At 70.2% G+C, this 21956-nt stretch carries 23 protein-coding genes; 16 read left to right on the top strand and 7 right to left on the bottom strand.

Features of this window, described 5'->3' with window-relative positions; genetic code table 11:
- Window positions 1-55 precede the first annotated feature (55 nt).
- The 7 genes from AQI70_RS19980 (at window position 56) to AQI70_RS19950 (ending at window position 6375) form a co-directional block, all read left to right on the top strand.
- A complete protein-coding gene (locus AQI70_RS19980; RefSeq protein ID WP_062151762.1) occupies window positions 56-658 on the top strand; it encodes a TlpA family protein disulfide reductase in 603 nt (200 codons plus the stop codon).
- Window position 659: 1 nt separating this feature from the next.
- The gene (locus AQI70_RS19975; protein WP_062151747.1) at window positions 660-1424 is read left to right on the top strand and encodes a cytochrome c biogenesis CcdA family protein; all 765 of its coding nucleotides are present in this window, start codon (window positions 660-662) and stop codon (window positions 1422-1424) included.
- Between the two features lie 4 nt (window positions 1425-1428).
- Window positions 1429-3183 carry a cytochrome c biogenesis protein ResB gene (gene resB / locus AQI70_RS19970; protein WP_062151744.1) on the top strand — a complete coding sequence of 585 codons (1755 nt, stop codon included), beginning with the start codon at window positions 1429-1431 and terminating at the stop codon, window positions 3181-3183.
- Window positions 3180-4280, top strand: a complete 1101-nt coding sequence (gene ccsB, locus AQI70_RS19965; RefSeq protein WP_062151741.1) for a c-type cytochrome biogenesis protein CcsB — start codon at window positions 3180-3182, stop codon at window positions 4278-4280. The genes resB and ccsB overlap by 4 nt, the downstream gene beginning before the upstream one ends.
- Window positions 4281-4367: 87 nt before the next feature.
- Window positions 4368-4973: an RNA polymerase sigma factor gene (locus tag AQI70_RS19960; protein ID WP_244181727.1), complete on the top strand. Its 606-nt coding sequence runs from the start codon at window positions 4368-4370 to the stop codon at window positions 4971-4973.
- Window positions 4970-5935 carry a CU044_5270 family protein gene (locus tag AQI70_RS19955; protein ID WP_062151738.1) on the top strand — a complete coding sequence of 322 codons (966 nt, stop codon included), beginning with the start codon at window positions 4970-4972 and terminating at the stop codon, window positions 5933-5935. The genes AQI70_RS19960 and AQI70_RS19955 overlap by 4 nt, the downstream gene beginning before the upstream one ends.
- 38 nt (window positions 5936-5973) lie before the next feature.
- On the top strand, window positions 5974-6375 hold the full coding sequence (locus AQI70_RS19950; RefSeq protein ID WP_062151735.1) for an SRPBCC domain-containing protein: 402 nt from the start codon (window positions 5974-5976) through the stop codon (window positions 6373-6375).
- A gap of 21 nt (window positions 6376-6396) precedes the next feature.
- Here AQI70_RS19950 and AQI70_RS19945 read toward each other — a convergent pair whose 3' ends face one another.
- The 4 genes from AQI70_RS19945 to AQI70_RS19930 all read right to left on the bottom strand — a co-directional run bounded on the left by AQI70_RS19945 (window position 6397) and on the right by AQI70_RS19930 (window position 10113).
- Window positions 6397-7776: a condensation domain-containing protein gene (locus AQI70_RS19945; protein WP_062151733.1), complete on the bottom strand. Its 1380-nt coding sequence runs from the start codon at window positions 7774-7776 to the stop codon at window positions 6397-6399.
- 89 nt (window positions 7777-7865) lie between these two features.
- Entirely contained in the window at window positions 7866-8858 is a 993-nt protein-coding gene (locus tag AQI70_RS19940; protein ID WP_062151730.1) for an isopenicillin N synthase family dioxygenase, read from the bottom strand.
- Window positions 8851-9309: a nucleoside deaminase gene (locus tag AQI70_RS19935; protein ID WP_062151726.1), complete on the bottom strand. Its 459-nt coding sequence runs from the start codon at window positions 9307-9309 to the stop codon at window positions 8851-8853. The genes AQI70_RS19940 and AQI70_RS19935 overlap by 8 nt, the downstream gene beginning before the upstream one ends.
- Before the next feature lie 81 nt (window positions 9310-9390).
- The gene (locus tag AQI70_RS19930; protein ID WP_062151723.1) at window positions 9391-10113 is read right to left on the bottom strand and encodes a MerR family transcriptional regulator; all 723 of its coding nucleotides are present in this window, start codon (window positions 10111-10113) and stop codon (window positions 9391-9393) included.
- A gap of 93 nt (window positions 10114-10206) precedes the next feature.
- Here AQI70_RS19930 and AQI70_RS19925 point away from each other — a divergent pair, with 93 nt between their 5' ends.
- Window positions 10207-12747 carry an excinuclease ABC subunit UvrA gene (locus AQI70_RS19925; protein WP_062151720.1) on the top strand — a complete coding sequence of 847 codons (2541 nt, stop codon included), beginning with the start codon at window positions 10207-10209 and terminating at the stop codon, window positions 12745-12747.
- 50 nt (window positions 12748-12797) lie between these two features.
- Here the strand turns inward: AQI70_RS19925 and AQI70_RS19920 are convergent, their stop codons facing one another.
- Window positions 12798-13775 (bottom strand): quinone oxidoreductase family protein, encoded by a 978-nt coding sequence (locus AQI70_RS19920; RefSeq protein ID WP_062151717.1) that lies wholly within the window; start codon window positions 13773-13775, stop codon window positions 12798-12800.
- A gap of 119 nt (window positions 13776-13894) precedes the next feature.
- On the opposite strand from AQI70_RS19920, the gene AQI70_RS19915 reads away from it, so the two are divergent.
- Both AQI70_RS19915 and AQI70_RS19910 read left to right on the top strand, forming a co-directional pair.
- Window positions 13895-14230: an ArsR/SmtB family transcription factor gene (locus tag AQI70_RS19915; protein ID WP_062151714.1), complete on the top strand. Its 336-nt coding sequence runs from the start codon at window positions 13895-13897 to the stop codon at window positions 14228-14230.
- Between the two features lie 84 nt (window positions 14231-14314).
- Entirely contained in the window at window positions 14315-15280 is a 966-nt protein-coding gene (locus AQI70_RS19910; protein WP_062151711.1) for a DMT family transporter, read from the top strand.
- On the opposite strand, the gene AQI70_RS19905 is transcribed toward AQI70_RS19910, so the two are convergent.
- Window positions 15177-16061 carry a LysR family transcriptional regulator gene (locus AQI70_RS19905; RefSeq protein ID WP_062151708.1) on the bottom strand — a complete coding sequence of 295 codons (885 nt, stop codon included), beginning with the start codon at window positions 16059-16061 and terminating at the stop codon, window positions 15177-15179. The genes AQI70_RS19910 and AQI70_RS19905 overlap by 104 nt on opposite strands.
- Window position 16062: 1 nt before the next feature.
- The gene (locus AQI70_RS19900) at window positions 16063-16386 is read right to left on the bottom strand and encodes a PLD nuclease N-terminal domain-containing protein (RefSeq protein ID WP_003998974.1); all 324 of its coding nucleotides are present in this window, start codon (window positions 16384-16386) and stop codon (window positions 16063-16065) included.
- 87 nt (window positions 16387-16473) lie between these two features.
- Here AQI70_RS19900 and AQI70_RS19895 point away from each other — a divergent pair, with 87 nt between their 5' ends.
- From AQI70_RS19895 to mqnE, 6 genes are all read left to right on the top strand, one after another.
- The gene (locus AQI70_RS19895) at window positions 16474-17931 is read left to right on the top strand and encodes a menaquinone biosynthesis decarboxylase (RefSeq protein WP_062151704.1); all 1458 of its coding nucleotides are present in this window, start codon (window positions 16474-16476) and stop codon (window positions 17929-17931) included.
- Window positions 17928-18830, top strand: coding sequence for a menaquinone biosynthesis prenyltransferase MqnP (mqnP, locus tag AQI70_RS19890; RefSeq protein WP_062151701.1), 903 nt, complete (start codon window positions 17928-17930; stop codon window positions 18828-18830). The genes AQI70_RS19895 and mqnP overlap by 4 nt, the downstream gene beginning before the upstream one ends.
- Before the next feature lie 46 nt (window positions 18831-18876).
- Entirely contained in the window at window positions 18877-19449 is a 573-nt protein-coding gene (locus AQI70_RS19885) for a Uma2 family endonuclease (RefSeq protein WP_062151698.1), read from the top strand.
- 56 nt (window positions 19450-19505) lie between these two features.
- Window positions 19506-20156, top strand: a complete 651-nt coding sequence (locus AQI70_RS19880) for a UbiX family flavin prenyltransferase (protein ID WP_079051373.1) — start codon at window positions 19506-19508, stop codon at window positions 20154-20156.
- Between the two features lie 69 nt (window positions 20157-20225).
- Window positions 20226-20681 (top strand): Lrp/AsnC family transcriptional regulator, encoded by a 456-nt coding sequence (locus AQI70_RS19875; RefSeq protein WP_062151692.1) that lies wholly within the window; start codon window positions 20226-20228, stop codon window positions 20679-20681.
- A gap of 87 nt (window positions 20682-20768) precedes the next feature.
- A complete protein-coding gene (gene mqnE, locus AQI70_RS19870) occupies window positions 20769-21932 on the top strand; it encodes an aminofutalosine synthase MqnE (protein ID WP_062151687.1) in 1164 nt (387 codons plus the stop codon).
- Window positions 21933-21956 lie beyond the last annotated feature (24 nt).

Raw genomic sequence — 21956 nt, 5'->3', positions numbered from 1 at the left:
CCGCCCGCAAGGGGGGTGCGCAAGATCCCCAGAACGGGCATGCGAAACTTTTCACATGAGTGCCGCCCGTCGCGCCCGTAGCCGTGTCGCCCTGCTCGCCACCCTTGCCGCCGTCGCCACGCTGACCCTGTCCGCGTGCAGTTCGGGCGGTACGTCCGGCGGCGGGGGCGACACCAACTTCGTCACCGGCAACAACGGCATCGACACGGCCGCCAAGGGCAAGCGGGCCGCCGCGCCCGTGCTGTCCGGCGAGACCATTGACGGCAAGCAGCTCAGCACCGCCGACTACAAGGGCAAGATCCTCGTCATCAACGTATGGGGATCGTGGTGCCCGCCGTGCCGGGCCGAGGCGAAGAACTTCCAGACCGTCTACGAGGACCTCAAGGACCAGGGCGTCCAGTTCGTCGGCATCAACACGCGGGACACCAGCACCACCCCGGCGGTCGCCTTCGAGAAGGAGTTCGGGGTCACCTACCCGAGCCTGTACGACCCCACGGGCAAGCAGATGCTCCGCTTCAAGAAGGGCACGCTGAACCCGCAGCTGGTCCCCTCCACGCTCGTCATCGACCGGGAGGGCAAGATCGCGGTGCGTGCGCTCCAGCCGCTCGGCGAGGAGACGCTGCGCGACATGATCAAGCCCGTCCTCGCGGAGAAGTGACGTGAGCGCAGTGACCACGCTCGCCGCGTACAACGGCACCGTGATGAACGGTGCCCTGGTGCTCGCGCTGCCCATCGCCGTGCTCGGCGGACTCGTCTCCTTCTTCTCCCCCTGCGTCCTGCCGCTCGTCCCCGGCTACCTCTCCTACGTCACCGGAGTCAGCGGCACCGACCTGGCCGAGGCCAGGCGCGGCCGGATGGTCGCCGGTGCCTCCCTCTTCGTGCTCGGCTTCACCGCCGTGTTCGTCTCCGGCGGGGCGCTGTTCGGCTACTGGGGCTCGACCCTGCAGGAGAACAAGGAGGTCCTGAGCAAGATCCTGGGCGTGCTCATGGTCCTCATGGGTCTCTTCTTCATGGGCCTGATGCCCTGGCTCAGCCAGCGGGAGTTCCGCTTCCACACCAAGCCGGCCACCGGGCTCGTCGGCGCCCCGGTGCTGGGCGCGCTCTTCGGTATCGGCTGGGCGCCCTGTATCGGCCCGACCCTGTCCTCCGTGCAGACGCTCGCCTTCAACGAGGCCAGCGCCGGCCGCGGCGCCATACTCACCGTCGCCTACTGCCTGGGCCTCGGCCTCCCCTTCGTGCTCGCCGCAGTAGCCTTCCGCAAGGCGCTCGGCGCCTTCGCCTGGGTCAAGCGCCACTATGCCTGGGTGATGCGCATCGGCGGCACCATGATGATCGTGACCGGTGTGCTGCTGCTGACCGGCGCGTGGGACCGCATCGTGCAGGAGATGCAGGTCTGGTCCGACGGCTTCACTGTGGGGATCTGACTCGATGAGCGACACCAAGACCAGCGCGCCCGACAACACCCCGGGCCAGGCCGAGGACCAGGACCTGGGCGCCGCCGGCTCCCAGCTCTCCACCGCCCCCGCCGAGGACGCCCCCCATCTGCCCTCCCTCGGTGTCATCGGCTGGACCCGCTGGTTCTGGCGGCAGCTCACCTCGATGCGGGTCGCGCTGCTGCTGCTCCTGCTGCTGTCGCTCGGCGCGATCCCCGGCTCCCTCATCCCGCAGACCGGCATCGACGAGACGAAGGTCGCCCAGTTCCGCAAGGCGCACGAGACGCTCGCACCGATCTACGACAAGCTCGGTCTCTTCCACGTCTACAGCTCGGTGTGGTTCTCCGCGATCTACATCCTGCTGTTCGTCTCCCTCATCGGCTGTATCGTCCCGCGCACCTGGCAGTTCGTGGGCCAGCTCCGCGGCCGTCCGCCGGCCGCCCCGAGGCGCCTGACCCGGCTGCCCGCCTACACCACCTGGCGCACCGAGGCCGAGCCCGAGCAGGTCCGCGAGGCCGCGCTCGCCCTGCTGAAGAAGCGCCGCTTCCGCGCCTATCTCTCCGGTGACGCCGTCGCCGCCGAGAAGGGCTATCTGCGCGAGGTCGGCAACCTGGCCTTCCATATCGCGCTGATCGTGATGCTGATCGCCTTCGCCTGGGGCCAGCTGTTCAAGTCCGAAGGCAACAAGCTGGTCGTCGAGGGCGACGGCTTCTCCAACACCCTCACCCAGTACGACGACTTCAAGTCCGGCAGCCTCTTCACCCAGGACGACCTCGACCCCTTCAGCTTCACCCTGAAGGACTTCAAGGGCACCTACGAGCCGACCGGCCCCAACCGCGGCACCCCGCGCACCTACGAGGCCGACCTCAGCTACAGCGTGGGCGCCTACGGCAAGGACAAGAAGACCACCGTCAAGGTCAACGAGCCGCTGGAGATCGGCGACTCCAAGGTCTACCTCGTCAGCCACGGCTACGCCCCCGTGATCACGGTCCGCGACGGCAAGGGCAAGGTCGTCTACCGCGACGCCGTGCCCCTCCTCCCGCTCGACGGCAATGTCACCTCCACCGGTGCGATCAAGGTCATGGACGGCTACCGCAACGCCAAGGGCGAGCGGGAGCAGCTCGGCTTCCAGGCCTTCTTCCTGCCCACCTACGTGAAGGGCAACGAGGTCGCCTCGCAGTTCCCCGCGCTGCTGAACCCGGTGCTGAACCTGGAGGCCTACCACGGCGACCTCGGCGTGGACTCGGGCCTCCCGCAGAGCGTGTACCAGCTGGTCAAGAAGAACCTGAAGGGCTTCAAGGACGCCAAGGGCGCGCAGGTCAGGGAGAACCTCAAGCCCGGCGAGACCATGAAGCTCCCGAACGGGGCCGGCACGGTCACCTTCGAGAAGGGGATCAAGGAGTGGGCCGGCTTCCAGGTCGCCCGCCAGCCCGGCAGCGGCTGGGCGCTCGTCGGTTCCGTCGCCGCGATCTTCGGCCTCGCCGCCTCCCTCTTCATCCAGCGCCGCCGCGTCTGGGTGCGGGCCGCCACCGGTCCCGACGGCGTCACCGTCGTCGAGATGGCCGGCCTCGGCCGCAGCGAGTCCGCCAAGGTGCCCGAGGAACTCGGCGACCTCGCCGGGGTTCTGTACGAGCAGGCACCCGGCGCACCCGACCCCGACGACGACTCGCCGGGCGACAGCTCCGACGACACCGACACCCCCACCCCCGACCCCCAAGTCGCACCCGCCGAAGGGGCTGAGACGAAGTGACTCTCGCCGCCGCGACCGAGCTGGCCGCCGCCACCAACGAAAACCTCGCGAACATCAGCAACACGCTGATCTACTCGTCGATGGCCGTCTACACCCTGGCCTTCTTCGCGTACATCGCCGAATGGCTCTTCGGCAGCCGCAGCAAGGTCGGTCGTACGGCCGCCGCGCTCACCCCGGCGAAGGCCACGAAGGCCGAGGCGCCCCCCGTCACGGTGAAGAAGGGCGGCTCCACCGCCGTACTGGAGCGGCCGAAGGTCGTCGTGCGGTCCACGGCCGGTCAGCGGGACGTGCCGGACGGGCCCGGGGCGCACGGCGGGGACGAGCAGGGCGACCTCTACGGGCGTATCGCCATCTCCCTCACCGTCCTCGCCTTCCTGGTCGAGTTCGGCGGTGTGCTCACGCGGGCTCTGTCGGTGCAGCGGGCGCCGTGGGGCAACATGTACGAGTTCAACATCACCTTCTCCACGGTCGCCGTCGGTGTGTACCTCACGCTGCTCGCGCTGAAGAAGAACGTGCGCTGGCTCGGGCTGTTCCTGATCACCACGGTCCTCCTCGATCTCGGCCTCGCCGTCACTGTCTTGTACACCGCGAGCGACCAGTTGGTTCCCGCCCTTCACTCGTACTGGCTGTACATCCACGTCTCCACGGCCATCTTCTGCGGCGCGGTGTTCTACGTCGGCGCGGTCTCCACGCTGCTGTACCTCTTCAAGGACAGCTTCGAGAACAAGCTGGCGAACGGCGCCACCCCGGGCCGCTTCGCGAACTCCGTCCTCGACCGGCTGCCCGCCTCGGCGTCCCTGGACAAGTTCTCCTACCGCGTCAACGCCGCCGTCTTCCCGCTGTGGACCTTCACGATCATCGCGGGCGCCATCTGGGCCGGTGACGCATGGGGCCGTTACTGGGGCTGGGACCCCAAGGAGACCTGGTCCTTCATCACCTGGATCGCCTACGCCTGCTACCTGCACGCCCGCGCCACGGCAGGCTGGAAGGGCCGCAAGGCCGCCTACCTGGCCCTCATCGCCTTCGGCTGCTGGCTGTTCAACTACTACGGCGTCAACATCTTCGTCTCCGGCAAGCACTCCTACGCCGGGGTGTAGGCCGGTCCGAGTCCCCTACGGTGAAGGCCGGTTACTGTGACGTGGCTCACGGGAACCGGCCTTCGTCGTACGGACAGATAGACAGGCGTGGATACGAATCTGCGGGAACGCATCCGCGCGGGGGACCACGGCGCTTTCGGTGAGCTCTTCGACGCGTACGCACGCTCCGTCTACAACCACGCCTTCCGTCTCACGGGGGAGTGGAGCGTGGCCGAGGACGTCGTCTCGCTGACCTTCCTGGAAGCCTGGCGGCTGCGCGAGAGGCTCGACGAGGAGGGCGGCTCGCCGCGCCCCTGGCTGCTCGGCATCGCCACCAACGTCACGCGCAACACCCGTCGCGCCGCCCGCAGACATGCCGCCGCCATGGCCCGGGTGCCGCGTGACGAGACCGTGCGCGACTTCGCCGACGAGGTCGCCGAGCGCATCGACGACGCGGCGCAGCTGGCCGTCGTACGCACCGCTCTGGGCAGGCTGCGGCGGGCCGAGCGGGAGGTGCTGGCGCTGTGCGTGTGGTCGGGGCTGGACTACCGGGCGGCGGCTCAGGCGCTGGGCGTGCCGGTGGGGACCGTACGGTCACGGCTCTCACGGGCGCGGACAAAACTCGCGAAACATATGGAACTCCCCGGATCTCGCGGACAGATGAGAGGTGACCGCACCACCGCGGTCGGGCCCCTGAGGGAGGGAAGCCGATGAACCAGCTCCCGGAGCTGCCGGAGAGAGACCTTCCGCCGGGCCGTCACCGACTCCTCAAGGAGCACCTGATGACCGAGATCCGGCAGGAACCGTCCGAGGCCCCCGTGCGCAGGCGGTTTCTGCGCACGGCCCTGGTCGCGGGCGCCGTGGCGGCCGTCACCGCCGTCGTCGTCACGTTCACCGTCCCGTCCGGGCGGGGGGAGCGGGCCGCGGCGCCGGACCGGCCCGCCGCGACGAAGGGGGCCGTGGAGCCGGGCGGCGCCGCGGGGGAGGCCGCCCGGCTGCTGGAGGGCATCGCGCTCGCCGCCGAGCACGCGGAGGTGCCGGCCGGCATCCGTGACGACCAGTTCGTGTACATCAGGAGCAAGGTCGCCTGGACCAGCCAGTCGAACGACGAGCCCGCCAAGCTCGACCCGGTCCATGAGCGTGAGGTGTGGCTGTCGGTGGACGGCAGCCGCAAGGGCCTGCTGGACGAGCCCTACCGTGACCTCGACGACGTGCCGCTGGACAGGGAGGTCGCCGGTAATCCGTCCAACACCAACTACCGCCACCTGCAGACCCTCCCGACCGACCCCGGCAAGATGTACGCGTGGCTGAACAGCGTCAGCCAGGGCAGCAACAGCAAGGACGAGGCGAACTTCGTCCTCGTCGGTGACCTCGCCCGAGAGTCCCTGATGCCGCCCGCGCAGGCCGCCGCCCTGTACCGGGCCGCCGCCAGGATCTCCGGCGTCTTCGTGATCGACGACGCCGTGGACGCGGCCGGCCGGCACGGCGTGGCGGTCGCCCGGGTGGACCGCGGGCAGCGCTTCGAGCTGATCTTCGACAAGAAGACCAAGGAGTTCCTCGGGGAGCGGGCGGTGGCCGTCGAGGACCTCCCGTGGGGCTTCAAGAAGGGCGACGTCACCGCTCGCACCGCGATCCTGGAGCGCGCGGTCGTCGACAAGGCAGGTCAGCGGCCGTAAGGGGTGCACATCGCCCCCGGCGGGGTCAGGCTGGTGCTATGACCGGTTCCATCGAACAGGGCACCAGCCAGACCCACGGGAACACCCACATCCTGCACTTCCTGGTACGGCTTCCCCGGCCCATGGAGAAGGTCTGGCCGGCGTTCAGCACCCCGGAGGGGCTGGCGGCCTGGTGCACGCCCGCCGATGTCCTGGAACCCCGTCTCGGCGGGGCTGTCACCCTCCGTGACCTCGGCAGCGGGCGGGTCACCGCGTGGGACGTGGACCGGGTGGCCGAGTACCGGGTGGAGGGCGGCCGGATCCGCTTCCACCTGGAGCGGGACGGCGAGGAGGGCGCCGCGCTGCGCTTCACCCACGAGTTCCAGGGCGGGACGGAGTCCGAGCAGCGCTGGCGGGCCCGCTTCGAGAGGCTGATCGAGACACTGGAACAGGGCCACTGACGTGCGAAACGGTCGGGGCGCTTACGAAACCGTCGCCGCGATGACGTCCCGCAGCCGCTCCGCATACAGCCGCATGTTCTTGTGCGCGATGTCGGTGTCCGGGTGGCGGCAGGTGAACCAGAGCCCCTCGTGGAGCCGGTTGAACCACACGTACACCTTGTCGCCGTACGACACCCTGCCCAGTCCGTACACCTTCAGATCGGTCCACCGCGCGGAGCCGGGGACGCCCCGGGCGTCGAGGAACGAGACGACCGAGTACAGGTCGGGCGACGTCGGGCGGAAGTCGGAGCCGAGCAGGTCCAGGACCCGGGCGAGCGGGATGCGGGCCAGCGGCCTGTTGGCCCGCAGTTCGGCGCGCACGGCCTTCAGGGCGCTGGTGAGATCGGTTGCGGGCGTTACCGCGACCTCGATCGGCGCGGCGCCGACGAACCAGCCCACGGAGTCCGACCACTGGGAGTTGTCCCGGGTGTGGAACGGCACGACCGTGCGGTAGACGGGCTCTCCGCCGAGCTCGTGCACGACGAGGCTGGTGGCGGCCAGCACCCCGACCAGGCTTCCGCCGTAGGGCCGGCAGTACGCCTCGAACGCCGCGGCGGCATCGGCGTCCACGATCATCTCGCGCATGAGCTTCTGCGGGTGCAGGCCGGTGGATTCGATGCCGAGCTCGACGGGGAAGTTCGGCAGCTGTCCGTCGCAGCGGTTGATGAACTCCCGCCAGCGGGCGACGATCACATGGTCGTCGGCGATCCGGTCCGCCTCCTCCCTCTCGATCTCGCAGAAGTCGATGTAACTGCTGACCGGTGGCTCCGCCACCGGGCGGCCCTCGACGGCGGCCGTGTAGAGATCGTGGATCTCGGCGGGGATGCGCATGATCGAGTAGCCGTCGACATTGCTGTGATCGAAAGCCATGTACACGCTGGTGCAGTCGTCCCGGACGACTGCCGCGTAGATGAAGTTCGGCCAGCGCAGCGCGTACGCCGCGGCATCGAAGCGGTCCTCCAGGTACTGGACCAGCTCCGCCGCGTCGGGGAAGTCGCCGACCACCGCGCGCTGGAGCGACACGGTCTCGGCGTCGACCGTGAACCGGCGCATCTCTCCGCCGGTCCAGCGGAAGCCGCTGCGCAGCGTCTCGTGCCGGAGCGTCCACAGGCGCAGCGCGTTCTGCAGGGCGTCGAGATCGACCCGGCCCGGGATGTCGAACGCCGTGCCGAGCCAGGTCGGCAGGAACAGGCCGTCCGCACGCACGGAGTGGACCGTCCTGAGATGTGACTCCTGGACGTACGCGGGCGGCCTGGAGTCCTCCGGCAGCCCTGCGGCGGTCGCGACGGTGGCGGGACTGAGCGTCCATTCGACGAGTCGTCCGGGCCGGACCTCGCAGCGCTGGATGTCAGTCATTCGCACGGGCGGCTCCATTCGCGGCGGGGGACACACCCGAAAGGGTGGTATCTCGCCCAACGAGGCAACCCTTTCTCAGAAACGGTTCGCCGCGATCAGCCGACGGTGATCGAGTCCAGCTTCGCCCGCAGATACACATGCGAGTCGACCGGCTCGTACGCCACCCGCCCCACCGGAGCGGGGACGGACTCGACCAGCGTCCCGGGCGTGCACTCCCCGAAGTAGACGAGGCTCATCAGCTCCTCGGCGGGCGCGTCCGCGGGCGGCGGCAGTACCCGGTGCCGCCCGGACCGCCACCGGTCGCCGGTCCAACGGGCCATCAGATCGCCGATGTTGATGGTGAACGCCGCCGGATCGTACGGCGCGTCCTCCCAGCCGCCCGCGTCCGTGTAGACCTGCAAACCGCCCTTGCCCGCCTGCCGGTCGAGGATCGTCACCGTGCCGAAGTCGGTGTGCGGGCCGATGCGGAACTGGCCGGGCGCCGGTTCCCCGATCACCGCTGTCCCCGGATACCAGTTGATGTTGAAGCCGTACGTCGGGTGGTCCATGTGCCGGGTGAAGAAGTCGGGTTCGAGGCCGAGGGCCGCGCCGAGCAGGGAGAGGAGCCGGTTCTCCAGCTCAGCCATCCGTGCCAGGTACTCCTCGCACAGCGGCTTCAGTTCCGGCACCTGCGCCGGCCACACGTTCGGCGCGTACCACTCGGCGTTGACCACCGGGTCCTCGAAGGGCTCGTGCGTGGCGAAGGTCAGCGACTCCTTCAGGTCCGGCGGGGTCTCGGTGCCCTCCGCGTACGCGTTGGCCTCCGCGCCCGGCCCGAGCCAGCCGCGCCCGCCGACCTTCGCCTCGTACGTCTGCTTGACCTCGACGGGGAGCGTGAAGAAGGCGCGGGCGGCCGCGCGGATGCGGGCGCGCAGGGAGGGGTCCACGCCGTGCCCGGTGACCAGGAGGAATCCGGCCGTCTGGAGGGCCTCGTCGACGGTGCGGGCGATGGCCTCGCGGGCCTCGGCGCCGCCGTCCGGCCAGGGCCTCAGATCGATCGTGGGGATGCGGCAGGTGTGGCGTGCGCTGAGCTCGTGGGGATCACTCACCGATGTCCTCGTTCCACAGGTCGGGATGGTGCCTGATGAAGTTCCGCATCAGTTCGGCGCACTCGGGGTCGTCGAGGAGCACGATCTCGACCCCGTGCTCGGCCAGCCAGTCGTGCCCGCCGTGGAAGGTGACCGCCTCGCCGATCACCACCCGGGAGATGCCGAACTGCCGGACCAGGCCGGAGCAGTACCAGCAGGGCGAGAGCGTGGTCACCATGGTCGTTCCGCGATACGACCGCTGCCGCCCCGCCGCCCGGAAGGCGGCCGTCTCCGCGTGCATCGACGGATCGCCGTCCTGGACACGCCGGTTGCGGCCACGGCCCAGCAGCGTCCCGTCGGCCCCGTACAGTGCGGCGCCGACAGGGATGCCGCCCTCTTCGAGCCCGGCACGCGCCTGAGCGACGGCCGTGCCGAGCCAGGTACGGGCGGTCGCCGGATCCAGGAACTCCATGCCTCTCACTCTCCAGGTGGCGAAGCACGAGGGCAATGTCCGGACAGCACGCCACGGGCGGTCCGGCGCAGTCCACCGGTGTCAGCCAGTGACGCCCTCCACGTGCTCCAGGTAGTCGTGCAGGAGGCCCGCGGCCGACAGCATGGTGCGGGTGCGGGCCGTCAGTTGTTCGCCCCGGGCCGCGATCGCCGCGCGCAGGCTCGCGCTGCTGCCCTCACGTCGCAGGCCGTCCAGGACCGGGCGGATCTGGTCGAAGAGGTAGTGGCTGCGGCGCAGGGTGTGGATCAGGCGGGCGTCGCGCACGTCGGCCGGACGGTAGACGCGGTACCTGGTACCCCGCTCCCGTTCCGGGGTGATCAGCCCGGCCGCCTCCCACACCCGTAGCGCCGACGTCCGTACGCCGAGCAACGCGGCCACCTCGCCGATGCGCAGCCCGGCGGGGGGCAGTTCGGCCGGGGGTGCCTCGGTCAGGGTCTCCAGGGCCTCGCTCGTCGCCCGCAGTGCCGTCCGCTCCTCGTGCAGCGCGGCGTGCGCGGCGTCGACGAGGGCGAGCGCCGCCGGGACGTCACCGGTGTGCACGGCCCGCATGATCCCGGCCGCCGTCACCGGCCCGTACCCCCGCAGCAGCGCGCGGTACGTCAGCAGCGCCCGCCGGTGCGCGTCCGTGAAGGTCCGGTAGCCGGACGCGGTACGCGCGGCCGGGGGCAGGACGCCGGCCTCCTCGTAGTTGCGGACCTGCTGGGTCGAGATCCCGGCCAGGCGGGCCAGGTCGACCGGCCGCAGTCGTTCGTCGTCGTTCCTCACGGGACTTGAAGGTTACGCGACGCTCACGCCCAGATTGTCAGGGAGGAGCGCGGCCAAAGTCTCCACAAGCACTTCAATGAAAAACTTGAAGGCATGGAGGACTGCATCCGCATCACCGGCGCCCGTCTGCACAACCTCGACAACGTCACCCTCTCGATCCCCAAGAACAAGCTGGTCGTCATGACCGGCCTCTCCGGTTCCGGCAAGTCCACGCTCGCCTTCGACACCCTCCACCGGGAGGGCCAGCGGCAGTACATGGAGTCGCTGGGCATGGTCACCGGCCTCGTCAGCCGCCCCTCCGTGGAGTCGATCACCGGCCTGTCCCCTTCCATCAGCGTCGACCAGCACCTCACCAACCGCAGCCCCCGCTCCACGGTCGGCACGGTCACCGAGGTGTTCACCTACCTGCGGCTGCTGTGGTCGCGGATCGGGATACGTCCGTGTCCCGCATGCGGGAAGGGCGTCCCGCCCTCGCACGCCTACGAGTACGACGACGAGGACACGGAGGGCGAGCGGATCCCCTGCCCGCACTGCGCCACTCCCGTGCCCGAACTGGTGATGGGCTCCTTCTCCTTCAACAAGCCCGCCGGCGCCTGCCCCTCCTGCACCGGGCTCGGCGAGGTCATCCGGGCGGACGTACGGCGGCTGGTCGACGGCGGGCGCCCGGTCGCCGAGGGTGCCGTACTGGGCTGGCAGCCGAAGGTCACCGAGCGCAATGTGTCGCTGCTGCGGGCGGCGGCCCGGCACTACGGGTTCACCTTCGACGCGGAGCGGCCGCTGGACGAACTCACCGCCCAGGAACGCGACCTGCTCCTGTACGGCGTCGAGAGCCCGGAGTTCCGACGGCACTTCCCGGACACCGAGCCGCCCGCCACCGTCACCGCGGGCCGCTACGAGGGGGTGGTGACGGCTCTGCTGCGGCGCTACGCCGAACGCATCGAGGACACCGAGTACCGGGAGCGCACCGAGAAGCAGGTGCTGGTGAAGGAGGTCTGCGGGGAGTGCGGGGGTGCTCGGCTGCGGGCGGAGAGCCGGGCGGTGACCGTGCACGGCCTGACGATCGTCGAGGCCACGCGTCTGTCCCTCGACGAACTCGCCGCCTGGCTGGGCGGATTGCGGGACCGGGTCTCCGCGGACGAGTGGCTGTTCGTCGAGCCGGTCGTCGCCGATCTCGACGAGCGGGTGCGGCGGCTGGTCGACGTCGGCGTGGGCTATCTGACCCTGGAGCAACCGACGCCGAGCCTCTCCGCGGGGGAGGCACAGCGGCTGCGGCTGGCCGCGCTGCTGGGCTCGGGGCTCACGGGCGTGCTGTACGTCCTCGACGAGCCGACCATGGGACTCCACCCCGCCGACACCGTCCGCTTGGTCGGCGTGCTGCGCAGGCTGCGGGATCTGGGCAACACCGTGCTGGTGATCGAGCACGACCTGGACGTGCTGCGGGCGGCGGACCATGTGGTGGACGTCGGCCCGGGCGCGGGCCGGCACGGCGGCCGGATCGTGGCACAGGGGACGCCTGAGGAGGTGGCCAGGGCCGGGGCGGGGGCCGAGTGCCCGTCGACAGGGGCGGGCACCGGGGCCGTGGGCTCGGCGGCAGGGGCGGGCACCGGGGCCGTGGGCTCCGTGACCGGGGCGTATCTGTCGGGGCGGCTGGCGGCGCCCGCGTCGAAGGGGCGCGGAGACGCCGGGCGGGCGCTGGTGATTCGCGGGGCGCGTGCGCACAACCTCAAGGACCTCACCGTACGCATCCCGCTCGGCCGTCTGGTCACCCTCACCGGCCCGTCCGGGTCGGGCAAGTCGACCCTGGCGCTGGACATCCTGGGCCGGGCGGCGCGCAGACACTTCCACGGAGCGGGGGACCGTCCGGGCGAGCACGACGGGATCGACGGCTGGGAGCACCTGGGGAAGGTGGTGACCATCGACCAGGAGCCGATCAGCCGTCTGCCGCGCTCGAACGCGGCCACCTACTCGGAGGTGTTCACCCCGATCAGGGAGGCGTTCGCGGCCCGGTCCGCGGGGCGGCTGACCCCCGGCGCCTTCTCCTTCAACGTCCCCGGCGGCCGTTGCGAACGCTGCGAGGGCGCCGGCGTGCTCTCGGTCCACATGCACTTCCTGCCGCCGGTGGACGTGAGGTGCCCGGGCTGCCGCGGCCGGCGCTTCCGGCCGGAGGTGCTGTCGGTGCGCTACGACGGGCACGACATCGCCGAGGTGCTGGAGGCGACGGTCGACGAGGCCCTCACGGTGTTCGGGGACGCCCCGGCGATCACCGCCCGTCTGCGCCGCCTGTCCGACGTGGGCCTCGGCTACCTCCCGCTGGGCCAGCCCGCCACCACGCTCTCCGGGGGCGAGGCCCAACGCCTCAAGCTGGCGAAGGAACTGGGCCGCCGGGCGGCGGGCAGCACGCTCTACCTCCTGGACGAACCCACCACCGGCCTGCACTCCGCCGACACCGCCCGCCTCCTCGACGTACTCCAACGCCTCGTCGACGCCGGCCACTCGGTCGTCACCATCGAGCACAACCTCGACGTCGTGCACGCCTCGGACTGGCTGATCGACCTGGGGCCGCAGGGCGGGGCGGGCGGAGGGAGGGTGATGGCGGAGGGGACGCCCGAGGAGGTCGTGGGCGTCAGGGCCTGACCGAGGCCGAGCGCGCGGCTCACCCGCACGACCCCGCCGCATAGCTGCCCTCAGCCGCCGGACACCCGCAGCAGCAGCTTCCCGGTGCTCGTGCGGGCGCCCATCAGGCGGTGCGCCTCGGGCGCCTCCGCCAGGGGGAACTCCGCCGTGACCGGCAGTGCGACCGTGCCGTCCACCACGGTCGCGAAGGCGCGTTCGGCGAGCGCCCGCAGCGCGGCCGGGGCCGTCTGGGCCAGCGAGAGGATCGAGAAGCCGCTCACCGTCACCGCCCGCGGATACAGCTCGGGCTGCCCCACCCGCCACGGCTCGGCCGAGCTCGCGTTGCCGAAGGAGACCAGGCGCCCGAAGGGCGCGAGCGAGGCCAGGGAGGCCTGGAACGTCTCGCCGCCCACGGGATCCAGCGCCAGGTCGACCCCGCGGCCACCCGTGGCGGCGAGCACCGGCTTCTCGAAGTCGCCGACGAACACCTCGTCGTAACCGTGCTCATGGGCGTACGGCACCTTCGCCGCCGCCGACACCACGCCGTACACGGCGCCGGCGCCCGCCGCCTTCGCCAGCCGGCCGGCCACCGTGCCGATGCCGCCCGCCGCGCCCTGCACCAGCACCGTCTCGCCGGACCGGAGCCGTCCGACCGAGTGCACCAGGGCGTACGCCGTCGGCACCACCGTGGGCAGCGTGGCGGCCGTGCGCAGGTCGACGCCGGACGGTACGGGGAACACGGCCGCGGCGTCGGCGACGACCACCTCCGCGTACGCCCCGCTGCCGGTCAGCGCCGCCACCTCCTGCCCGGCATCCAGGTCCGTCACGCCCGCACCGACCGCCCGGACCCGCCCGGAGACCTCCAGGCCGGGGACGAACGGCAGCTTCGGCACCCGGTAGCCCTCCGCGCGGGCCTTGAGGTCGGCGAAGTTCACCCCGGCGTAGGCCACGTCGATGCTCACCTGGCCGGGGCCCGGCTCGGGGACCTGCGTCTCCACGACCTTCAGGACCTCGGGACCGCCGTACTCCTGCACCTCGACCGCGCGCATGGCGACAACACCTCTCCAGAGTGTTCAACAGGGATCGAACACTCGGGAGTGTATGGTTTTCGTCGAACACTCGGCAACCCGGTGACGGATCCCACCGGCGACAGGTCAGGGAGTACGGCGTGGTCCAGCGCACCGGCAGCAGCCATCGGGCCGCCCCCGAGCACACCCACCCGGACGACGTCCCCGTCCAGACCGCCCTCGCCGCGCTCGCCGACCCCGTACGCATAGCGCTGGTGAGGGAGTTGGCGTCCTCGGCCGACTGGTCCCGCAGCTGCGGCAGCTTCGACGTGCCCGTCGGCAAGGCCGCCCTCAGCCATCACTTCACCGTGCTGCGCGGAGCCGGTCTCGTGGAGCAGCGCGACGAGGGGCCCAGGCGGGTCAACCGGCTGCGGAAGGAAGAGTTCGACGCACGCTTCCCGGGGCTGCTGGGCCTGGTCCTGCGCGGCGACCAGTAGGGATCGAAGACGCCGATGGGCCCATCGGCAGGACGCCCCACTGGCGCGTGGACCAGGCACTTCGCCCGCTCCTACGGTCAGGGCATGACCTCGCAGAACAAGGGCACAGAAAACAAGGGCACGGCCCAGCTGACGGCAGCGATGGTGCTCTCCGGCACCCTCGGCGTCTTCGTCGTCGAGTCGGGCGCCTCGCCTTTCAACGTCGTCTTCTTCCGCGTCCTGTTCGGCGCCCTCGCGCTGGGCGGCTACGTCCTCGCCCGCGGATGGCTCCGCGACCACGGCTTCACGCCCCGCACGCTCTCCCTCGCCGTCCTGGGCGGGGTGTTCATCGTCTTCAACTGGGTCTTCCTCTTCCAGTCGTACGAGAACACGTCGATCTCCGTGGCCACGGTGGTCTACCACACCCAGCCGTTCTACGTGGTCCTGCTGGGTGCCCTCCTCTTCCGCGAGCGCCTCACCGCCGCCAAGGTCGGCTGGATCGCCGTCGCCTTCGCCGGACTGATCCTCGTCTCGGGGGTCACCCCCGGCGACCTCACGGGTGGCGGCGGCAGTTACGTCATCGGCCTCGGCCAAGCCCTCCTCGCCGCACTCCTCTACGGCCTGTCCACCGTCGTCACCAAGCGAGTCACGGGCGTACGCCCGCACCTCGTCGCCCTCGTCCAGGTCGTCGTCGGCATCCCGCTGCTGCTCCCCTTCGCCGACTTCGCCGCGATGAGCGGCACCGGCGCCGACTGGGGCTGGCTGGTCGGGCTCGGCGTCATCCACACCGGGCTGATGTACGTCCTGATGTACGCGGCGTACGCCAAGCTGCCCACCGCGAAGATCGCCGTGCTCGCCTTCGTCTACCCGGCGGTCGCGATGGTCATGGACTGGGCGGTGTACGGCCACCACATCGGCCTCGTCCAGGCCCTCGGTGTTCCGCTGATCGTGATGGCCAGTCTGAAGGTCACCCTTGCTCGGACACCAGCTTCCGCGCCTGCTCCACGAACAGCCGGACGTGGGCGGGAAGCCGCTTCCCGGACCGCCACGCCAGCTGCGTCCGAAGCGTGAAGGGCGGCTCCCAGAGCAGCCGTACGAGAGAGCCCTCCGCGAGTTCGGCGGCGACCGTCACCTCGGGCAGCAAGGAGATCCCGAGGCCGGCCGCCGCCGCGCGTTTGGTGGCCTCGATCGTGCCGAACTCCATGAAGTCCACCGTGTCCTCGACGGACTTGAGCTCACGCTCGAACAGGTCCCGGTAGGCGCAGCCGGGTTCGGTGGCCAGCAGGGACTGCCGTACGAGGTCGGCCGTGCCGAGCTCCTTGCCGGCCAGTGCGTGCCCGGGCGCCGCCACCAGCGCCAGCGGCTCCACCGCCAGCACCTCGCTCTCCAGACCCGCGTGCTCGGTCCCGGCCTCCATCAGGAAGCCCAGGTCGTACGTGCCCTGCCGCAGCGCCTGCCGGGTCTCGTCGCCGAGCGTCGGCCGCATGGACAGCCGGACCTTCGGATACCGGTGGTGGAACAACTCCAGCAGCGGCGGCAGCCGATAGGACGTCAGCGACTCCATGGTGCCCACGGTCAGGGTGCCGGCAGGTTCCTCCGCCCCGGCGACCGCGGCCCGCGCCTCGTCCGCCAGCTCCCGCATCTGCCGGGCGTACGGCAGCAGCCGTTCACCCGCCTCCGTCAGCCGGATGCGGCTGCCGAGCCGGTCGAACAGCTCGGTGCCGAGGGAGGACTCCAGGGCGCGGATCTGGCTGGTCACGCTGGACTGCGCGTACTTCAGCTCGGCCGCGGCCCGGGTGAAGCTCAGGACGCCGGCGACCTTCTCGAAGGTGGCGAGGAGCCGCAGCTCCATGTCAGGGCTCGTCCCGCTTGTTCCGGTCGTCCTTCTTCCAGTCGTCGTCCTCGTCCAGGGACTTCAGGAACTCGGGGTTGTCGTCGGGGGCGACCCACTGCTGACGCCGGCGGTCCCGCATGCCGGACCAGCCGTCGGCGGCCGGGCTGCGCCTCTTGCCCGCGATCAGCCAGGAGATGGAGCCGACGAGCGGGAACAGCAGGACGAGGATCGCCCACAGCGGCTTGGGCATGTGGCGGATGTCGTCTTCCTTCGTGCTGATGCAGTCGATGAACGCGTACACGCTCAACGCCAGTGGCACGAGGAACATCAGCACCCGGAGCATGGGCACTCTCCAGCGAAACGGTTGTCGGGGCCGGGGCGCGGCCCCCGGGTTCAGGGCCAGGGTAGCCGCTCGGGGATACTTGACCCCATGGCTTACGACGATCTTCGTTCCCTGCTCAGGGCACTGGAACGCGAAGGCGACCTCAAGCGCGTCAAAGCCGAGGTCGATCCGTATCTGGAGGTCGGGGAGATCGTCGACCGCGTGCAGAAGTCCGGCGGTCCCGCGCTGCTCTTCGAGAACGTGAAGGGGTCGTCGATGCCCCTCGCGATGAACGTCTTCGGGACGGACCGCCGCCTGCTGAAGGCGCTGGGCCTGAAGTCGTACGGCGAGATCTCCGACAAGATCGGCGGCCTGCTCAAGCCCGAGCTGCCGCACGGGTTCGTCGGGGTCCGCGAGGCCTTCGGGAAGCTCGGCGCCATGACGCACGTACCGCCGAAGAAGGTGAAGTCGGACCACGCGCCGGTGCAGGAGGTCGTGCTGCACGGCGACGAGGTGGACCTGGACCGGCTCCCGGCCCTGTTCACCTGGCCCAAGGACGGCGGCTCCTTCTTCAACCTGGGGCTCACGCACACCAAGGACCCGGAGAGCGGCGTACGGAACCTGGGTCTGTACCGCCTCCAGCGCCACGACAAGCGCACCATCGGCATGCACTGGCAGATCCACAAGGACAGCCGCAACCACTACCAGGTGGCGGCCAGGCGGGGCGAACGCCTCCCGGTCGCCATCGCCTTCGGCTGCCCGCCCGCCGTGACCTACGCCTCCACCGCCCCGCTCCCCGGCGACATCGACGAGTACCTCTTCGCGGGATTCATCGCGGGCAAGCGGATCGAGATGGTGGACTGCAAGACGGTTCCGCTCCAGGTCCCGGCGCAGGCGGAGGTCGTGCTGGAGGGCTGGCTGGAGCCCGGCGAGATGCTGCCGGAAGGTCCCTTCGGCGACCACACCGGCTTCTACACCCCGCAGGAGCCCTTCCCGGCCCTGAAGATCGACTGCGTGACGATGCGCCGCCGCCCCCTGCTCCAGTCGATCGTCGTCGGCCGGCCCCCGACGGAGGACGGCCCCCTGGGCCGGGCGACGGAACGCTTCTTCCTGCCCCTCCTCAAGATCATCGTCCCGGACATCGTCGACTATCACCTGCCGGAAGCGGGCGGCTTCCACAACTGCGCGATCGTCTCGATCGACAAGAAGTACCCCAAGCACGCGCAGAAGGTCATGCACGCGATCTGGGGCGCGCACATGATGTCCCTGACCAAGCTGATCGTGGTCGTCGACGCCGACTGCGACGTCCACGACCTGCACGAGGTCGCCTGGCGGGCGCTCGGCAACACCGACTACGCCCGTGACCTCACGGTCGTCGAAGGCCCCGTCGACCATCTCGACCACGCCTCCTACCAGCAGTTCTGGGGCGGCAAGGCGGGCATCGACGCGACGAAGAAGTGGCCCGAGGAGGGCTACACGCGCGACGGCGGCTGGCCCGACATGGTGGAGTCCGACCCGCGGACGGCGGCGAAGGTCGACCGCCGGTGGAAGGAGTACGGCCTGTGAGCAGCGCCTCCGCCGCCATTCCGCAGCCTGGACGTACGAAGGCGTTCCTGCGCCTGGTGATGATCGAGCACTCGGTGTTCGCGCTGCCGTTCGCGTACATCGCCGCGCTCACCGCGATGTTCCAGCTGGACAGGAACATCCACTGGGGCCGGCTGCTGCTGGTCACCGTCTGCATGGTGGGCCTGCGCACCTTCGCCATGGCGGTCAACCGGATCATCGACCGCGAGATCGACGCGCGGAACCCGCGGACCGCCCACCGCGAGCTGGTGACCGGCGCGATGTCGGTCCGCCACGCCTGGACGGGCGCCCTGATCGCCCTGGTGGTCTTCCTGGGCGCGGCGGCCCTGCTGAACCCCCTGTGCCTGGCCCTGGCCCCCATCGCGGTGATCCCGATGGTGGTCTACCCCTACGGCAAACGCTTCACGAACTTCCCCCAGGCCATCCTGGGCCTCGCCCAGGCGATGGGCCCGGTCGGCGGCTGGCTGGCGGTCACCGGCTCCTGGTCCTGGGACGCGGTGATCCTCGGCCTGGCGGTGGGCATCTGGATCGGCGGCTTCGACCTCATCTACGCCTGCCAGGACGTCGACACCGACCGCGAGACCGGCGTCATGTCGGTCCCGGCCCGCTTCGGCGTCCCGGCGGCGATCTGGGCGGCGCGGGTCTGTCACGCGGTGACGACGGGGCTGTTCGTCTGGTACGCGGTGGTCACGGACGCCGGCGCGTTCTTCTGGCTGGGCCTGCTCATCGTGGCCGGCGCGTTCCTCTACGAGCACTCGATCGTGCGCCCGCACGACCTGTCCCGGGTGAACCGGGCGTTCTTCAGCGTCAACGGGTTCATCGGGATTGCCCTGTTCGTGTGTGCGCTGCTCGATCTTCTGGTTCGAGGTCTGACCGTGTAACTACGGTGCGGCCTACCATCGAGGGCAGGACCTCAGGGAGGCCAGCGTGACCGTCTCGGGCATCGACCGCCTGCACTCGCAGCTCAGCAAGCTGGAGGACATGTTCCCCGGCTATCTGACGGAGATTGTCGAGGGCAGCATCGTGATGAACCCGGTCAGGCCGTTCCACGGCAGGACGATCCGGAAGGTGTCCACCGATCTGGAGGCGCAGCTTGCACCGGTGTGGGAACTGGTGAGCGATGTTGCGTTCCCCTTTGACGACGCCAATGAGTTCTGCCCGGACATCGCGGTCATCCCGGCCGAGGTGGAGGCCGAGAACCGTAGCTCGTACTCCCCTGATCTGATCGAGTTCGTGGCCGAAGTGGTCTCGCCGGAAAGCATCCGCCGCGACTACGAGATCAAGCCCCGCTGGTATGCCTCCCGAGCCATCGCCAACTACGTGATCCTCGACCCGCTGCGGGGCCACGCCGTCACCATGTGGAACCCCGGCCCCGACGGCTACCGAGGCCGTGACACCATCCCCTACGGCCCCGACCTGACCGTCGACTCCCCGCTCGGCAAGGTGACGATTCCCACCGGCCGTCTCCCCGTCGACGCCAAGGCGCCCCACCAGTCCTGAACAGACCCGGACCCACCGGTAGGCTCGTTTGCGTGAACGCAGGAGAAAAGCAGCGCGTGCCTTGGATCGTGGGGGTCTCCGGAGCATCCGGTACGCCGTACGCGGCTGCTGTGCTGCGTGCGCTGCTGGAGGCGGGGGAGAGCGTCGACCTGGTGGTCAGCCGGGCCTCGCGGCTCACCCTGCTCGACGAGACCGGGATCTCCTTCCGGGACGCGCACTGGCAGGACGACCTGCGCGCATGGCTGTCCCGGGGAGCCGACGGCAAGCCCGGCACCTTCGACGTCGACCTCGACGGCGTACGGCACTGGAGCGCGGGTGACCTCGCCGCCGGGCCGTCCTCGGGGTCGTACCCGGTGCGGGGCATGCTGATCGTGCCGGCCTCCACGGCCTGCGTGGCGGGTGTCGCGCTCGGTCTGTCGAAGGACCTGCTGCAGCGCGCGGCGAGCGTGACCCTCAAGGAGGGCCGCAAGCTGGTCGTGGCCGTACGGGAGACCCCGCTGAACGGCCAGACCCTGCGGCACCTGGTGACGCTGGACGACGCGGGCGCGACCGTGGTGCCCGCCTCGCCGGCCTTCTACGCGGGGGCGACGCACATCCAGGACCTGGTGGACTTCGTCGCCGGACGAGTCCTCGACGCGGCGGGCGTCGAGCACCGGCTCTACCGCCGCTGGAAGGGCGAACTCGGCGGCGCGGCCCGCACGACATGAACGCCCTGTGAGCAAGTCGCAGTACCTCTCATCACTTCGGGAACTCTTCAGCGGAAGGCTTCGAATCGCATGGACGCGGTGGACAGGCAGCTCATCCAGGCCCTGAGGGAGAACGGCCGGGCCTCCTACGCGGAGCTGGGACGCCTCGTCGGCCTGTCGGGACCCAGCGTCACCGACCGCATCAACCGGCTGGAGGCGGCCGGCGTAATCACCGGCTACCGCGCCACCGTCGACGCCGCCTCGCTCGGCCTCGGCGTCACCGCGCTGATCGGCATCTCGCTCTCCGACGCCACCGACCACGAGGACGTGGCGAACCGTCTGCGGGACCTGGGCGAGATCGAGGACTGCTGGTTCATCGCGGGCGACGACTCCTACATGCTCAAGGTGCGTGCGGCCGACGTGGACGGCCTGGAGAAGATCATCCGGCGGCTCAGCGGGACCACGGGCGTCTCCCGGACCCGTACGACGATCGTGCTCTCCACCAAGTGGGAGAACCGGGTCGGAGAACTGCCCGAAGAGGCATAGGCCCGTTTCAGGGCCGTATGGGGGCACCGCCCGCCCGAAGGGTGGGGGAGTACGGTTTACGCAGTCTGTCTGAGAGAGGTGTGGGGCATGGACGTCGGGCTCAAGCGCGAGCTGGAGCAGAAGGTCAGGGCCGGTGAGCGGCTGACCCGTGAGGACGGCATCGCGCTGTACGAGTCGGACGACCTGGCGTGGCTCGGCGGCCTCGCGCATGAGGTGCGCACCCGCAAGAACGGCGACGTCGTGCACTTCAACGTCAACCGGCACCTCAACATGACCAACGTGTGCACGGCCTCCTGCGCGTACTGCTCCTTCCAGCGCAAGCCGGGCGAGAAGGACGCGTACACGATGCGCATCGAGGAGGCCGTCAAGCTCGCCAAGGCGATGGAGAGCGAGAACCTCACCGAGCTGCACATCGTCAACGGCCTGCACCCGAACCTCCCGTGGCGCTACTACCCGCGCTCGCTGCGGGAGCTGAAGGCCGCCCTCCCGAACGTCTCGCTGAAGGCCTTCACGGCCACGGAGATCCACCACTTCGAGACGATCAGTGGTCTGTCGGCGTCCGAGATCCTCGACGAGCTCATCGACGCCGGGCTGGAGTCCCTCACCGGCGGCGGCGCGGAGATCTTCGACTGGGAGGTCCGGCAGCACATCGTGGACCACCGGACCCACTGGGAGGACTGGTCCCGGATCCACCGCCTGGCGCACGAGAAGGGTCTGAAGACCCCGTGCACCATGCTGTACGGCCACATCGAGGAGCCCCGCCACCGCGTCGACCATGTCCTGCGGCTGCGCGAGCTGCAGGACGAGACGAACGGCTTCCAGGTCTTCATCCCCCTGCGCTACCAGCACGACTTCGTCGACATGCAGGACGGCAAGGTCCGCAACCGCCTCCAGGCCAGGACCCAGATGGCGACCGGCGCCGAGGCCCTGAAGACCTTCGCGGTGTCGAGGCTGCTCTTCGACAACGTCCCGCACGTCAAGGTCTTCTGGGTGATGCACGGCGTCCAGACCGCGCAGCTGGCCCTCCAGCACGGCGCCGACGACATGGACGGCTCGGTCGTCGAGTACAAGATCACCCACGACGCGGACAACTACGGCACGCCGAACAAGCTGACCCGTGAGGACCTGCTGGACCTGATCCGGGACGCGGGCTTCCGTCCGGTGGAGCGGAACACCCGGTACGAGATCATCCGGGAGTACGACGGCCCCGACCCGTTGCGCCGGGAGTCGCCGCAGCCGATGCGGGTGTGATCTCACCCCGCGAACCGCGGTCGG

Origin of the sequence: Streptomyces curacoi (genome assembly GCF_001513975.1) — a bacterium.
Taxonomy (GTDB): Bacteria; Actinomycetota; Actinomycetes; order Streptomycetales; family Streptomycetaceae; genus Streptomyces; species Streptomyces curacoi.
This window is presented reverse-complemented; position numbering and strand designations above follow the sequence as displayed.